Here is a 13507-nt window from a genome sequence, read left to right as displayed (position 1 = left end):
GGGAGATTGGTTATGAAACTAGCAATCAGTTTGGCAACTATAGTAGGATTCACGGTGTCTTTGTCAGCATTCGAAATGACTGTAAACGACGAAGAAGTGAACTCTCTTTTGAATACTTACGATAAAGAGACTCTTACTGAGATTTCCAACGAGCTAGTGAAAGTTGCCTCCGAAGAAGAAAGCCTCGGAGAATACGAATTGGCATCTTCCCATTACAAACGTGCTTTGAAGATTCGCGAAGCAATCGGTTTAAAAACTCACAAGAGTTTTGCTTCGATTCTCTATCTTTCTTCCGGTGCTGATTTCAAAGCAGGAAATTACTGTGAAGCATCCCTTCGCGCAAAAGAAGCAAGTCTTGCTTTCAAAGCTCATGGTGTTTCCAAGTATGCAACAAAAGCGGCGAACGATCATGTTGCTTACGGAAGAGCGTGCGAGTTACTCGCTTTCAAATAATGTTATGATTCTTTTCTAGAGATGGTTACCCTCTTCGATTCTTTCCTGAATCAATCCAACCTCCCGTAGTAATAGACGTGAGGTTGGAATTCTTTTTTTGTAAACTTATCCCGCGCTTTTTTAAATAAAATATCTTCCTTGTAAGGTTCCTTGGATTCCCAAACGATTCCGAAACTGGATTCGGTGTATCCTGATTCGTATTGCATCGGCGCTAGAGATTGATCTTCCGTTTTATAATGATAGAGCAGAGAATGGGAAAAAGAAACCGAATCAGGGGAATGAGAACATAGATTTGTTTTTTTCCAATCCTCCGTTTTCCATTTTGTTTTTTCCGGGGAACATTCTATTTTTTGAATGGAATTTGTTTCGAATAACACCCAAACACCTTGCTGTTTATAATTTCCTTTTCCTGAGATGATTTTGAATTTCGTTTCGTCGGGGGATTCGTTTTTTTCACGATATTCTTTCGTGAATTGGTTTCCCTTGGAAATATAAATCGATTCGGTCCATTCGTAATGATGGGAAAGAGATTTCATCGGAGATTTTTTTTCACTCGGACGAAGATAGATTCCCAGAGGGATAGGATTTTTTTTTATCCGATCTGATTTGTTGGAAGCCGCATCGGGAGGAAGGTTTCGAATCCATTCTGTCTTTGGATAGCAGAAAGAAGAGAAAAATAAAACCCCTATAAGAAAGAAGAGATCCCTGATTGTTTTTTTTACAAATAACAAAGCCGGGATCTCCTTTGAAAAACTAAAATTGAAAGTAGATAAAATCTTGTCCACCGTCTCCGAAAATTCCCATAAGTAGCAGCATAACAACTGCAAATGCAGGGAGTAGGTAATTTTGGTAAGGTTTGAGTTTTGAATAGGCTACATCCGAATATTGGAGCCAGTTGAAAAATAGCCCGATCACAACAAACATAGGTAGTTCGTTGACCCGGTCCAAAGTATCTCCCACATTTCTAAAAGTCAAAATTCCTTTGAAAACTTCGTAAACAACATTCATGGATTCGTCTCCACGAGCTGCCGCCCGGAAGAAAACTCCCGAAAAGGAAAATATAAAAAACACGCAAATGGTTCTGATAAGGCCTACAAAAGGAAGACTATCCGGTAATAATTTCTTTTTGCCCCGGGCCAAATACAGAGACCTTTCTATCCATAAAAAAGCTCCCAGATAAGCCCCCCAGGCTACGAACGCCCAGTTGGCACCGTGCCAAAGCCCTCCGAGACACATAGTGATGAACATATTGAGGTTGGAACGAAATACGGTTCCTTGGCTGCCACCGAGAGGGATATAGAGGTAATCTCTGAGCCAGGAGGAAAGTGTAATATGCCAACGGCTCCAAAGATCTCTGAAACTTTGTGCGAGAAAAGGTCCCTTGAAGTTTTCAGGAATTTCGTAACCGAGTAAATTGGCAGATCCGCGCGCCATATCCGTATAACCGGAAAAATCGCAATATACCTGCATCGCAAAACCAAGATTAGCAAATAAAAGGGAAAAACTATCATACTTACCCGGATCCATATAGATCGGTGCAATGATCGGAGCAATATTTTCCGCTATGACTACTTTTTTGAAAAGCCCTCCCATAAGAAGGAAAAGACCTTTTTTCATTCTATCCGAATCGATCTCCGGATGGTCGATTTGAGGAATGAAATTGTCAGATCGCATGATGGGACCTGCGATCAGTTGCGGGAAAAACAAGATAAACAAAAAGTAATCTTGGAAACTGATTTTATCTTTTAAGATCCCTCTATGAATGTCCACTTGCAAAGCAATCACTTGGAATGTGTAGAAGCTGATGGCGAGAGGTAAAAATATACTCCAGGATTCAGTAAAAGCTTTTGCTTGCGTCCAACCCGTGATCGAATAAACGCTTCCTGTTACAAAATAAAAATACTTAAAGAACGCAAGGTTGGCTACGTTCAAAGCGACAATCGTCGTTAGTAGAAGTTTGTCGGATTTTCCTTCTTCTTTCTTTTTGAAAATTCTTTCGCTAAACCAGTAGTTGACAAGTATCACCGCAAGAAAGTGAAACAAAAAAGTAAAACTGAAATACCCGTAAAAAATAACGGAAGAAGTGAGTAATAAGGTCTTTCTTCCTTTTTGAGGGATATTCCAGTAAATAATATAGGTTAAAGCAAATAGAATGAGATAGGGAATCGAATTGAATAACATTTATTTGGCGGCCTATAGATCCCAAAGATAAAAGAACTTTGCGTTTGAATTTTGTTTGAATAGTTTTTCCACAATTCCGAATTGAAATTGTTTTTCGGAAGAATCCATGGTCTGGTAAATATTCTCAACTTTTCCCCGGCCGCGTTGGTAAATGATCAATCGAGGATTGCCGTCTCTATGTCCGCCGTATTTAGGATGTTTCATCAATTGAATTTGAAAATCGTCGAAGTAACCGATGAAATCTACCAGTCCTTCCTTCTTTGCCTGTTCCGCCGTAAAAATCCTACCGTCACAAATTTCTTTCAGCCTAGCTTCCGAAACGTTCGGTCTTCCTTTTTTTACAATTTGAAAAAAACGATCATACAAACCGTCTACAATGGATTGTAGGATTTTTTTCTGTTCGGGAGATTGTTCGATTAGGGGAGAGCCCATTGCTTTGTTGCTTCCGGAAGTAATGGATTGATCTTTCACTCCGATCTTATCCAATCCTTCTTTGACATTGATTCCCTGCATGATCACTCCGATCGACCCTGTAACAGTTGTTGGATGGGCACCGATGGAATCCGTACTCATTGCAATATAATAGGCTCCGCTTGCAGCGGTATCCATAAAGGCGGAAAAAACAGGAATCCCTTTTTTGATTCTGAATTTTTGAATTTCCTGGTAGATGATATCACTTGCAGTGACGGTTCCGCCGGGGGAGTTGATCTTAAGAATCACTCCCTGGATATTCGGATCCTTTTCTGCGAATTTAAGGGATTCTTTGATCCTTGCGACCATAGACTCCGTTCCGCTTCCGAAGAGAGAAGACTCTCTGCTTTCATCACTGATCACTCCCTCAACAGGAATAATTAGAATCTTATCTTTGTCGGAACCGGAGATCAGTTTTTCTTCGAAATCTGCTTTTGTTCCTGCCAAAGAGGGAAGGCCAATGATGCAGGATTGAAGGAATGTAAGGGAAAAAACAATTGTGAGGACACTAAAAAAATGCTTCCTTAAGGACATAGAACCTTTGTAAGATCGGAAAGATTGGATTCAATCATTTTTGAGGTCTCATTTGTACCGACTAAAAACAAAAAAGGCTTATTTCGACATTTTACCCGACTCCGGAGGGCAATGGATCAACCTTATACTTTCTTCTCCCGTGGATTTTTCCCAGCTTTCCGTCATTGCTGGCTATAAATCACCCGATCCTTTTTTTGCATCCGGATCTTTTCTCATGTTTCCTTGGGTCAATCGTTTGAAACCCAATCCTTGGGCAGTAGCGCCTTTTTATCCCAGCATACATTGGTTGACTGACGGGAACGGAGTCTCCTTACACGGGTTATTTCATAACTTAAATCGTAAGATTCTCTCGGAATCCCATTCGGATATGTCAAGTATTGTCAGTTTCGGTTTTGAACTGCCCGTGGAATGGAAAAACTGTTTTCTAGAATCCATTGATCTGACGGAAACCTATATTTTAACGGATCATGAACTAAAGATCCGTTATCAGATTGAAAATCATTCGGAAGAAGATTTTTCTTTCGCTTTGGGAATTCATCCCTATTTTCGTTGGGGAAATGAAGAAAACATAGACGATCTGTATCTTTTCGGGACCGGTTTTTACGAAGTGAAGTTAGGCGATTATCTACTTCCTGAAAAAATCTCCAAAGAAAAAATCCGTTTGGAAGAAGAAGTAAAATTGGAGGGAAAACATTACGATTCGCTTTTTATGGCAAAGGATAAGGATCCAAAATCATCCTATTTCGGTTTTTTTTCCATGAACCGAAAAGAGAAAATTTTAGTAGGAGGGGGAAATTTTTACCAAGTTTACATTCCCGGGGATAGAAAGTCGATTGCGATCGAGCCTATGACCTCCACTGGAAATTTTTTGCATTTTTCCGAGTCAAACCCTGTGGTTTTACCTAAAAAAGAACAAAAAACCATAGAATTTTTTATTAGAATGGAGAGTTTTTAGCCAAGTAAGGTAGTGATTTTTCGTCTAAATGTCAAGGTTCGCCAAACGATGACTGATACGATTATACAAACTTGCAAACGAATGAGTAAGAATCTTTTAGAGATCAAATACTTCGCAGAAAAAAAGAGCACCAGTAGAACGTCTGTTTATCGGGCACTTCAGGACAGGAAACTGAATGAAGTAGTCATTGGTAAAAATTCCCGTTTTGTGATCTTGGATGATCTGGCAAAAAAATGGCGCCCGGGACGTCAGACTTCTTAAAAAAGTTCCCATGTAGATTCCAAAAATATTTTTTCATAACCGGAATTGCAGACTTCGGAAGCCTCAGTGACAAAGACTAAATTCTTTTTCTTTTTGAATTTGATTCCTTTGGAGATCAGAATTTGCCCGAACCAAATGTCTTGCGTAAGGCCGTAAAAATCCAGGTCTTCCGTTTCATTCAGGTTTTGCGGCATTGCATACTGCTGCCACTCTTTATCAATAACCGGTGTTAGACCCCAGTAGGAAAGAAAATAATTATCTTTCTCATTAGGCAAAAAATAACCCAAAGAAACAAAACAGGACTCGCCAAAACTTCCTTCCGCAAATTTCCTTCTGGATTTCAAAAATATTTCTCCAACCAATGGAGAGGGCCTGTCAAAAGTCGTCAGTTTCAATAGATAGGAAATCCGGGTAAGTCTTGCCCATTTGACAATGAGAGTCATTTGGCCTTCTTTCAGAAGGGGAAGAAAGTCGGCATTTGAAAATGAATGAGTTTCCGATTTTGGGATTTCAAATTTTTGGAAAGAAATTTCTTTCCAAAAGATCCTTCTGGGAGTACGGAAAAGATTATGGATTTTATCTTTTATGAATTTTTTATTCGCAGATGCCTTCGGGGGAATTCCCAGAAATAAATTTGCTTTTTCCTTTAAATGAATCCTTTCCCGGCCTATATAGTGATTGGGAAATAAAAGATAATGAAATTTTGAGAATGAATCCAGCTTTCGAGTTCCATAAAGTTCGATTTGACTTTTTCCTATAGGTTTGGGATGGATTTTCCAATCAAAGCTTATGAAATGGAAAAGATTCTTTTCGGAAAAATCGTCCCATTCTTCTGCGAACCTTTGTTTCAGATCTTTTTCGCTTAAAGGAACGGAATCAGTGTAGAAACTAACTTCTATTTGTTGGCTTTCTATTTTGAATTTTACGCCTTTTCCGAATTTAATCAATTTATGAAGGATTTTCATCTTTTAGTATGGGAAATCGCCGATCTTAGGAGCAGAATGACAACATTAGCCTTTGAAAACAAAGATTTTTTATGGGGAGACGATGCCGGATCCCTTCGTATTTTATCGGAATATCTGCACCCAAAGGCAGAGTTCATCCGACATGGGGTAACGGACACTGTTGTTATTTTTGGTTCGGCGCGCATTCCCAGCCCGGAAGGCAAAAAAAATGCAAACGGTTCCTTACACAAAGGACTTCTTCCTTTGGTGAAATACTATGAAGAAGCAGTGGAATTTTCGAGACTTCTTTCCGATTGGGGCAATCATTTTGACAGTGAATTTCCCGGTAGAAAACTATTTATCTCTACGGGAGGAGGGCCTGGGATTATGGAAGCGGGAAACCGAGGGGCATCCGATGCCGGTGGAGAGTCCATCGCGTTGAATATCGCACTTCCTTTTGAGCAGCACGCAAATCCTTATGCCAGCCCCAAACTTTCTTTTGAATACCATTACTTCTTTATGAGAAAACTTTGGTTTATGAAACATTGCCGGGGGATTGTTGCTTTTCCTGGTGGTTTTGGGACCTTCGATGAATTGTTTGAAGTTTTGACCTTGGTGCAAACCGAGAAAAAAACGAAAATTCCCATCTTGTTATACGGAAAGGAATTTTGGGATAAAGTGGTGAATTTCCCCGTTCTTGCGGAATATGGGCTTATCAATGAAGATGATCTTGATCTTTTTTCTTATGCAAATACTCCGGAAGAAGCATTCCGCTTCTTCCAAGAAAAGATTCGTTTGGAATTGACCCAAAAATTGGGTACAAAATCATAGCGAAAGCAAAGGGAAATCATATGGCAAGAAGATGTGTTGTAACTGGAAAAGGAACGACTGCGGGGAATAACGTATCCCACTCACATAAAAAAGACCGTCGTATTTGGAAGGTCAACGTTATTACTAAGAAGATTTTTTTAGAAGACGAGAACAGATGGGTTCGTGTGAAAATTTCCACACGTGCACTTAGAACTTTGCGCAAAAAAGGTCTCAAGAATGCGATCAAAGACCATGGCGGAGACATCAAAGCAATCGAGCCTAAAAAATATATCGGCGTTGGTTCTGCTGCCGCTGCAAAAGTTTCTTCCGCAAAATAGTTTTTTATCTAACCTGGTCTTATGAAAAAGGCCAGGAAAAGACCTTCTCCCGAATTCATTCAAAATCTATACAGCCTGTTATCCGACGAGTTTGGTGTGGTGGAAACTCCGCTTACCTATTCACAACCTCATGAGCTTGCGATCGCAGTCATATTGTCGGCGCAGTGCACCGATGCAAGAGTCAATGAGGTCACACCGGAATTATTCAAAACATTTACGAGTCTGGAGTCTTTCGCCAAGGCGGAGCTTGTAGATATAGAAAAGAAAATTTTTTCCACAGGCTTTTATCATAACAAGGCCAAAAACATACAAGGTTTTGCGAGAATGCTCGTTTCCAAATTCGGAGGAGTGATTCCCAGGACTTTGGAAGAGGCGATTCTTCTGCCTGGGTTCGGCCGAAAGACCGCCAATGTAGTGTTAAGCGAGCTCTATGGAATTTCGGAGGGTTTTGTAGTCGATACCCATGTCAAACGACTGACAAAAAAAATTGGTTTAACCGAGGCTAGCGACCCAGTCAAAATCGAAAGAGAAATGATGGAATTGATTCCTAAGGAGTATTGGAGAAACCTTTCTCTGTACCTGATATTTCTCGGTCGTAAGAATTGCCAAGCGAGGCGTACGGAGTGTTCGACTTGCTGTCTTTCGAAGATTTGCCCTTCGTATTCTGTTGACTGACAGTAGCAACCGGTAGTTCTTCTTCCTTTACGGATTCGTGTTTTTTTCTCCAAGAGCGATTGCGATCTTCCAAGTTGACTGAAACCACCTCGTGATGAATTCGGATTAAATTCCTTTTGCGAAAATAAAGTTCCAAACTTCCCAATTTTCCGAAATCATTCGGACAGGTAATTTGATGTACATTAGCAAGGTATCTGAAATTGGCGCGTTTGCCAGGTTCTCCTAGTAAAAATATGGGGAAGTTCGGGTCTTTTGGAAATTCAGTAGTAGCAAGAAGGATCTCTTCCGACTCTTTTACAAAATAAATCCAACCGTCGTAATCAAAATAATCTTCCAGCTTGGCGAAAGAAGAAAGGTAACCTAATCCAAGTTTAACGGGTCCGGTTTCGATTACGGATTGTTTTTCCTCTTGGTAACCGTCATAAGGATAGTTTTTCAGTTTTTTATCGTTTTTGTCCAGGAAAGGAAATAACAAGTAAGCTTTCCCGTTTTTCTTTTTATAATCCAACTTCTCCGATTCTACCCATTGGAGGATGGCGCCGAGTCCACCTCTGCCCTCCCGGTTCATTTGGGTATGAGCGTCCTTTCCACAGTGAAAGAAGATTTTGATGGGTAAATCCGCTTCGGAAGGATGACTGAAGAGAGGAAAAGACAGAGATAGGAAAAAAAGTGCTAGAATAAGTATCTTCATTGATGGGACTCTATGGAATAGAACGGTTGAATTGGTCCTCAAATGAACCAAAAAATCTAAAAACAGTCTAAGGAATGGGCACGTTAGTCTCCTGCCATGAACATCTTTAAAAATATTATTCTCTACGGACAAATGGTTAAACTCTCTCACACTCTTTTTGCCCTCCCTTTTGCGGGAATCTCTTTTATCTTGGCGTACTTACAGTCCCCTCTTGAAACAGTGGATTTGATTCGCATAGGACTTCTGATCGTTATCTGTATGGTGAGTGCCCGTAGTGCTGCAATGGGATTTAACCGTTATGTGGATGCGGAAATCGATGAAAGAAATCCCCGGACGGAAAAAAGAGAGATCCCTTCCGGAAAAATTTCCAAACTCTCGGCACTTCTTTTCATTGGTCTTTCAGCATTTATATTTATCTTCTCCAGTTTTTTTATCAATAAGCTGGCATTCTTATTATCCTTTCCGGCTTTATTTGTTTTGTTTCTATATTCTTTGACCAAAAGGTTTACTCTTTTTTGTCATTTGGTTTTGGGTCTTGCCATTTCCCTCGCCCCTCTCGGTGCCTGGATTGCGATGACGGAAAGTATAGATACGATTCCCATCCTGTTTTCTTTGGGGCTGCTTTTTCATATTTCAGCCTTTGATATTCTGTATGCCATCCAGGATGCGGATTTCGATGCGAAGGAAGGTTTGCATTCCATTCCTTCCCAGTTCGGCGAAAAAAAATCCCGCATTATTGCCGTTATTCTGCATGTGCTTTCTCTTTTCGGATTCAGTTTTGCCGGAAGGTTTGCTGAGCTTGGAATTTTATACTACTTGGTTCTTTCTATCATCGCATTTTTGCTGTTTTACGAACATAGACTTTCCTGGAATCACCGTTCCAAAGAACTTCCTCCCCGGTTTTATCAAATCAACTCTTGGATCAGTGTTGTGTTGTTCTTTGCCATTTTGATTGACAAATGGTCCGAATTTTTAATCAAACTTTCTTCCGGAATTTCATTTAAGTGAAGTTAGTTGTCGCATTGGCAGGGGCAAGCGGTTCGATCTACGCTGCAAGGTTTTTGCGAGCTCTTTCCGAAATCCCCGGCGAATCCTATTTTATTGTCAGTCCGCCTTCGCTTCGGATTTTTTCCGAAGAATACGAAACCTCCGTTTCCAAACCTGAGGATGTTTTGGATTTTATCCAAACTAAATGGAAACCCGAACTAAAACATAAATTTCACATTCGCAATTTTCACGATATAGGTTCCGATATAGCAAGCGGCTCCAATGTATGGGATGCGATGGTAGTTGTTCCGTGTAGTATGAAAACAATTGCCTCGATAAACGCTGGTTTGACGGAAAATCTGATCGAACGCGCGGCCGATGTGAGTTTGAAAGAAAGAAGAAGACTCATTGTAGTACCGAGAGAGACCCCCTACAATCGGGTCCACCTTCGCAATCTATTGTCTCTGGACGAAGCGGGTGCAATCATACTGCCAGCTTCACCCGGATTTTATCAAATACCGAAAACCCTCGATGATCTGGGGGATTTTATTTCCGGCAGGATATTTAATCTGTTAGGTGTGGATTCTGAATTGTATCCCAAATGGGTCGGCTAAGCGAGCGCTACGCTTGCCACGCTCCTGCCCGCGTAACCTCCGTGTTACGACGGGCGAACTCGACTATCAATGGTCATTCGCAGCGACCCATAGGAAGCGAGAATGTGAATTGGACGGCAAGCGAATGCGGTAGTCCAAATTCACAGACTTGCTTGCAAGTCTAATCAAGGAGCACGTAAATCTTTAACCAACTAACTTTTTAAAACTCACGTTAATCCAAAGATGTGTTTCAAGTCACCGCCGGAACCACCTCATCTGTTTTTAAGAATAGAATAGTAAACAGTTTTTTGTTTGGTGGGCGCCTCGGATATGTTAGATGGAGCCGGATGGGATTTTAGTTCCCGACCGGGCTCTTCGCTCCAAATCTTTCCCTTCGGGAAAGGATTTCCGCTGCGATCCCTGGCGTGGGGGAGGGGTTTTTAGAATACTATCCCCGCCCTATCGACATTGGGTGGGGTGTTAACCACCCGCCACCCAATGCGCTCCAAATAGCACACATTATGCGTTCTTTCCTGTTTCTTTCAGCTTCCCGGATTTTTTTTTGAAATAAGTTCGCCTTTTTGGCTTATGGCTTTTCGCTCTGGATTTTGAAATTTCGAAAATGGAAGTAGGGTTTTCCTTTGTCATCCAAACAAACATAGCTGATTTCACTTTCGATCACTTCGGCCAATTTTCCCGTTTGCGGGTTGTTGGAGATCGCGAGTGTTTTGACCGTGACCGAGGATTTTCCCGTTTTGATGATTTTGCCATAAATTTGGATAATGTCTCCTGCGCGTGCGGGGGAGCGAAACACTACATTGTCCATGCTTACGGTGACAATATTCGTATAATTGATTTTCATCATGGCAAACATCGCCATTCCCTCATCGATCCAGGAGAGCATTTTACCCCCAAATAGGTTGTTGTGGTAATTTAGATCGTCTGGCTGGACTAGGTGTTGGGTCACTAGGTCCATGGAAGCAATTTTGGTCAAAATCTGGTCGGACATACTGACCAGTAAAATTTTGTTTTCGATTTATTCGATACCAAAAACCCTTGGTAAAAGATTTCCGCCATATGTATTCTTATTCCCACCGGAACATTCTCGATGCCCTCCAATTCTCAAAAGAAGATTTAGATTTTCTGATCGAAAAAACAAAAATCATGCAAAAGCTCCACGAATCGGGGGAAGCCTTCGGCATTTTGAATGGAAAGTTACTCGCCTCTCTTTTTTTTGAGGCATCTACCAGAACCCGGTTTTCTTTTGAAGCGGCCATGGAAAGGTTAGGCGGACGAATTGTCTCCACAGTCGGGTTTCAATTCTCTTCCATCTCCAAAGGAGAAACCCTCTATGATACAATGAAGATGATTGAAGCATACACGGACATTGCAGTGATTCGTCATCCTGTGGAAGGGTCTTCCCGAATCGCAGCAGGCGCCGTTTCCATCCCTGTGATCAATGCAGGTGACGGAGCAGGGCAACATCCCACTCAAGCGATCTTGGATTTGTACACAATCATTTCCGAAAAAGGCAAAATCGAGGGTTTAAGTATCGCGTTTATCGGAGACTTAAAATATGGAAGGACGATTCACTCCCTGATCAATCTGCTCAGACATTACAAAGTTCATCTCTATTTGATTTCTCCCGAGGAATTGAAACTGCCTGAAAATTATAAAAAGAACTTAACCGGTTTCCCCATGACTTGGGAAGAAACGACGGACATCAAAGCATTTTGGGAATCGGACGTAGCCTATGTGACCCGTATCCAAGAGGAAAGATTTGCCGATCACAAAGAATATGAAAAATTAAAAGATATCTATAAAGTGAACAAAGAACTGGTTCTTGCTTCCAAAAAAGATACGACCATACTTCATCCTCTCCCTCGTGTGAATGAGTTGTCAACGGACGTTGACGACTTGCCAAATGCAGCTTACTTCCGTCAGGCGAAATACGGTGTGGTAGTCAGGATGGCTCTTCTTTGTCTGAGCTTAGGTGTTCCTTTCGGAGAAAAGAAATAAACCTATCATGACAAAACGTATCTGGAATTTGGCGGAAGCGAAAGAAGTGCTTCCTTTAGTAAGGGAAATTACAAGAGACTATTATATTAAATCCAGTAAACTTGCAGATGAAATCAGAAACAAAGTTTTTCCCGAGAATGTGCTGGAAGCAAAAGAAGACGAGATTTCCGTCTTGGTCCAAGCTTGGTCCAATGAAATTTTAGCTCTCGATCTGGATGTGAAAGGGTTATGGCTCGTTGATTTTGATAATGGAAAAGGTTATTATTGTTGGACTTGGGGCGAAGAAGACGTGTTATACGAACATGGATATAACGACGGATTTCGTTCCCGAAAATTAATTGAAGAATCGAAAGAGGAAAAAAATGACTCGGATCAATGAAAACTACTTAAAACTCAAAGCAGGTTATCTATTTCCTGAGATTGGAAGAAGAGTAAAGGCATATTCGGATGCAAATGCTGACAAACGAATCATTCGTTTGGGAATCGGTGACGTAACCCTTCCTTTGGTGCCTTCCATCGTAAATGCGATGGTGGAAGCTGCAAAAGAAATGGGAACCCCCGGAGGATTTCATGGTTATGGTCCCGAACAAGGTTACAGTTTTTTAATTAATAAAATCATTGAACACGATTATACAAAACGGGGAGTGAAAATTTCCGAAGATGAAGTTTTTGTTTCCGACGGATCCAAATGCGATGCGGGAAATATCCAGGAGATATTTTCATTGGATAGCAAGATAGCGGTGGTTGATCCGGTTTATCCCGTTTATGTGGATACGAATGTGATGGCAGGTAGAACCGGTGAAGTGAATGCCCACGGACATTATGAAAATATTGTCTATATGCCTGCAACGGAAGCAAACAATTTTGAACCTGAATTTCCTAAAGAAAAGGCGGACATCATCTATCTATGTTATCCGAACAATCCTACCGGGATGGTTGCAACTAAAGAGCGTTTGGCGGAGTGGGTTGCTTTTGCGCATAAATCGGGCAGCATCATTCTTTTCGATTCTGCTTACGAGTCTTTTATCCAAGATCCTACGATTCCGAAGTCCATCTATGAAATCGAAGGAGCAAAAGAAGTTGCGATCGAATTTCGCTCTTTTTCCAAAACGGCGGGGTTTACGGGCACACGTTGCGCCTACATTGTGATTCCTAAAGAACTGAAAGGCAAAACATCCAAAGGAGAGGAAATCAGCTTCAATTCCCTTTGGAGCCGTCGCCATACTACCAAGTTCAACGGAGTTTCTTATGTGACTCAAAAAGGAGCTGAAGCGGTCTTTTCCGCCCAAGGCCAAAAGGAAATCGGGGAACAAATTTCCTATTATATGGAGAATGCGCGCCTCATCCGGGAAGGTTTGGGAGCGAGCGGCTATAAAATCTTCGGAGGACTGAACGCTCCTTATATTTGGCTGAAAACTCCCAGAAACCTGAAATCTTGGGAGTTTTTTGACGAACTTCTTTCCAAAGCACAGATTGTAGGAACCCCCGGATCGGGATTTGGACCCGCTGGAGAGGGATATTTCCGACTTTCCGCCTTCGGAAAGAGGGAAGATGTGCTTTCTGCCATAGAACGCATTCAAAAAATCTAAAAAAAT

16 protein-coding genes are annotated in these 13507 nt (G+C 41.3%); 11 read left to right on the top strand and 5 right to left on the bottom strand.

What is annotated here, in order from left to right; all coding sequences use genetic code 11:
* The first annotated feature begins 12 nt into the window (after positions 1-12).
* Positions 13-453 (top strand): tetratricopeptide repeat protein, encoded by a 441-nt coding sequence (locus tag EHS11_RS00240; RefSeq protein WP_135762412.1) that lies wholly within the window; start codon positions 13-15, stop codon positions 451-453.
* A gap of 50 nt (positions 454-503) precedes the next feature.
* Here the strand turns inward: EHS11_RS00240 and EHS11_RS00235 are convergent, their stop codons facing one another.
* The 3 genes from EHS11_RS00235 to sppA are packed head-to-tail and all read right to left on the bottom strand — an operon-like array spanning position 504 to position 3639.
* The gene (locus EHS11_RS00235) at positions 504-1184 is read right to left on the bottom strand and encodes a hypothetical protein (protein WP_135762411.1); all 681 of its coding nucleotides are present in this window, start codon (positions 1182-1184) and stop codon (positions 504-506) included.
* Positions 1185-1206: 22 nt separating this feature from the next.
* Positions 1207-2634 (bottom strand): MBOAT family O-acyltransferase, encoded by a 1428-nt coding sequence (locus tag EHS11_RS00230; protein WP_135762410.1) that lies wholly within the window; start codon positions 2632-2634, stop codon positions 1207-1209.
* Positions 2635-2646: 12 nt separating this feature from the next.
* A complete protein-coding gene (sppA, locus tag EHS11_RS00225) occupies positions 2647-3639 on the bottom strand; it encodes a signal peptide peptidase SppA (RefSeq protein WP_135762409.1) in 993 nt (330 codons plus the stop codon).
* A 52-nt stretch (positions 3640-3691) separates the two neighbouring features.
* Here sppA and EHS11_RS00220 point away from each other — a divergent pair, with 52 nt between their 5' ends.
* Together EHS11_RS00220 and EHS11_RS00215 are read left to right on the top strand one after the other, a co-directional pair.
* Positions 3692-4594: an aldose 1-epimerase gene (locus EHS11_RS00220; protein WP_135762408.1), complete on the top strand. Its 903-nt coding sequence runs from the start codon at positions 3692-3694 to the stop codon at positions 4592-4594.
* A gap of 81 nt (positions 4595-4675) precedes the next feature.
* Positions 4676-4855 (top strand): hypothetical protein, encoded by a 180-nt coding sequence (locus EHS11_RS00215; RefSeq protein ID WP_246047459.1) that lies wholly within the window; start codon positions 4676-4678, stop codon positions 4853-4855.
* Here EHS11_RS00215 and EHS11_RS00210 read toward each other — a convergent pair.
* Positions 4852-5820, bottom strand: coding sequence for a hypothetical protein (locus EHS11_RS00210; protein ID WP_135762407.1), 969 nt, complete (start codon positions 5818-5820; stop codon positions 4852-4854). The genes EHS11_RS00215 and EHS11_RS00210 overlap by 4 nt on opposite strands.
* 36 nt (positions 5821-5856) lie before the next feature.
* Between EHS11_RS00210 and EHS11_RS00205 the strand changes: the two genes are divergently transcribed.
* The 5 genes from EHS11_RS00205 to EHS11_RS00185 all read left to right on the top strand — a co-directional run bounded on the left by EHS11_RS00205 (position 5857) and on the right by EHS11_RS00185 (position 9914).
* Entirely contained in the window at positions 5857-6630 is a 774-nt protein-coding gene (locus EHS11_RS00205) for an LOG family protein (protein WP_135762406.1), read from the top strand.
* Between the two features lie 20 nt (positions 6631-6650).
* On the top strand, positions 6651-6947 hold the full coding sequence (gene rpmB / locus EHS11_RS00200; RefSeq protein ID WP_135762405.1) for a 50S ribosomal protein L28: 297 nt from the start codon (positions 6651-6653) through the stop codon (positions 6945-6947).
* 21 nt (positions 6948-6968) lie between these two features.
* Entirely contained in the window at positions 6969-7622 is a 654-nt protein-coding gene (locus EHS11_RS00195) for an endonuclease III domain-containing protein (RefSeq protein WP_135762404.1), read from the top strand.
* Between the two features lie 787 nt (positions 7623-8409).
* A complete protein-coding gene (locus EHS11_RS00190; RefSeq protein ID WP_135762403.1) occupies positions 8410-9321 on the top strand; it encodes a UbiA-like polyprenyltransferase in 912 nt (303 codons plus the stop codon).
* A complete protein-coding gene (locus EHS11_RS00185; protein ID WP_135762402.1) occupies positions 9318-9914 on the top strand; it encodes a UbiX family flavin prenyltransferase in 597 nt (198 codons plus the stop codon). Before EHS11_RS00190 ends, EHS11_RS00185 begins: the two co-directional genes overlap by 4 nt.
* Before the next feature lie 565 nt (positions 9915-10479).
* On the opposite strand, the gene EHS11_RS00180 is transcribed toward EHS11_RS00185, so the two are convergent.
* Positions 10480-10902 (bottom strand): acyl-CoA thioesterase, encoded by a 423-nt coding sequence (locus EHS11_RS00180; protein ID WP_210413596.1) that lies wholly within the window; start codon positions 10900-10902, stop codon positions 10480-10482.
* Positions 10903-10970: 68 nt separating this feature from the next.
* On the opposite strand from EHS11_RS00180, the gene pyrB reads away from it, so the two are divergent.
* Genes pyrB through EHS11_RS00165 form a run of 3 tightly spaced genes read left to right on the top strand, consistent with a single transcriptional unit; the run spans position 10971 to position 13501 of the window.
* Positions 10971-11912, top strand: coding sequence for an aspartate carbamoyltransferase (gene pyrB, locus EHS11_RS00175; protein WP_135762401.1), 942 nt, complete (start codon positions 10971-10973; stop codon positions 11910-11912).
* 7 nt (positions 11913-11919) lie between these two features.
* Positions 11920-12291, top strand: coding sequence for a DUF2203 domain-containing protein (locus tag EHS11_RS00170; protein WP_135762400.1), 372 nt, complete (start codon positions 11920-11922; stop codon positions 12289-12291).
* Positions 12275-13501: an LL-diaminopimelate aminotransferase gene (locus EHS11_RS00165; RefSeq protein WP_135762399.1), complete on the top strand. Its 1227-nt coding sequence runs from the start codon at positions 12275-12277 to the stop codon at positions 13499-13501. Before EHS11_RS00170 ends, EHS11_RS00165 begins: the two co-directional genes overlap by 17 nt.
* Positions 13502-13507 lie beyond the last annotated feature (6 nt).

The organism is Leptospira ilyithenensis (genome assembly GCF_004771005.1).
Lineage (GTDB): Bacteria > Spirochaetota > Leptospiria > Leptospirales > Leptospiraceae > Leptospira_A > Leptospira_A ilyithenensis.
The sequence above is the reverse complement of the archived record's forward strand: the minus strand, read 5'-3'. Positions and strand labels throughout refer to the sequence as shown.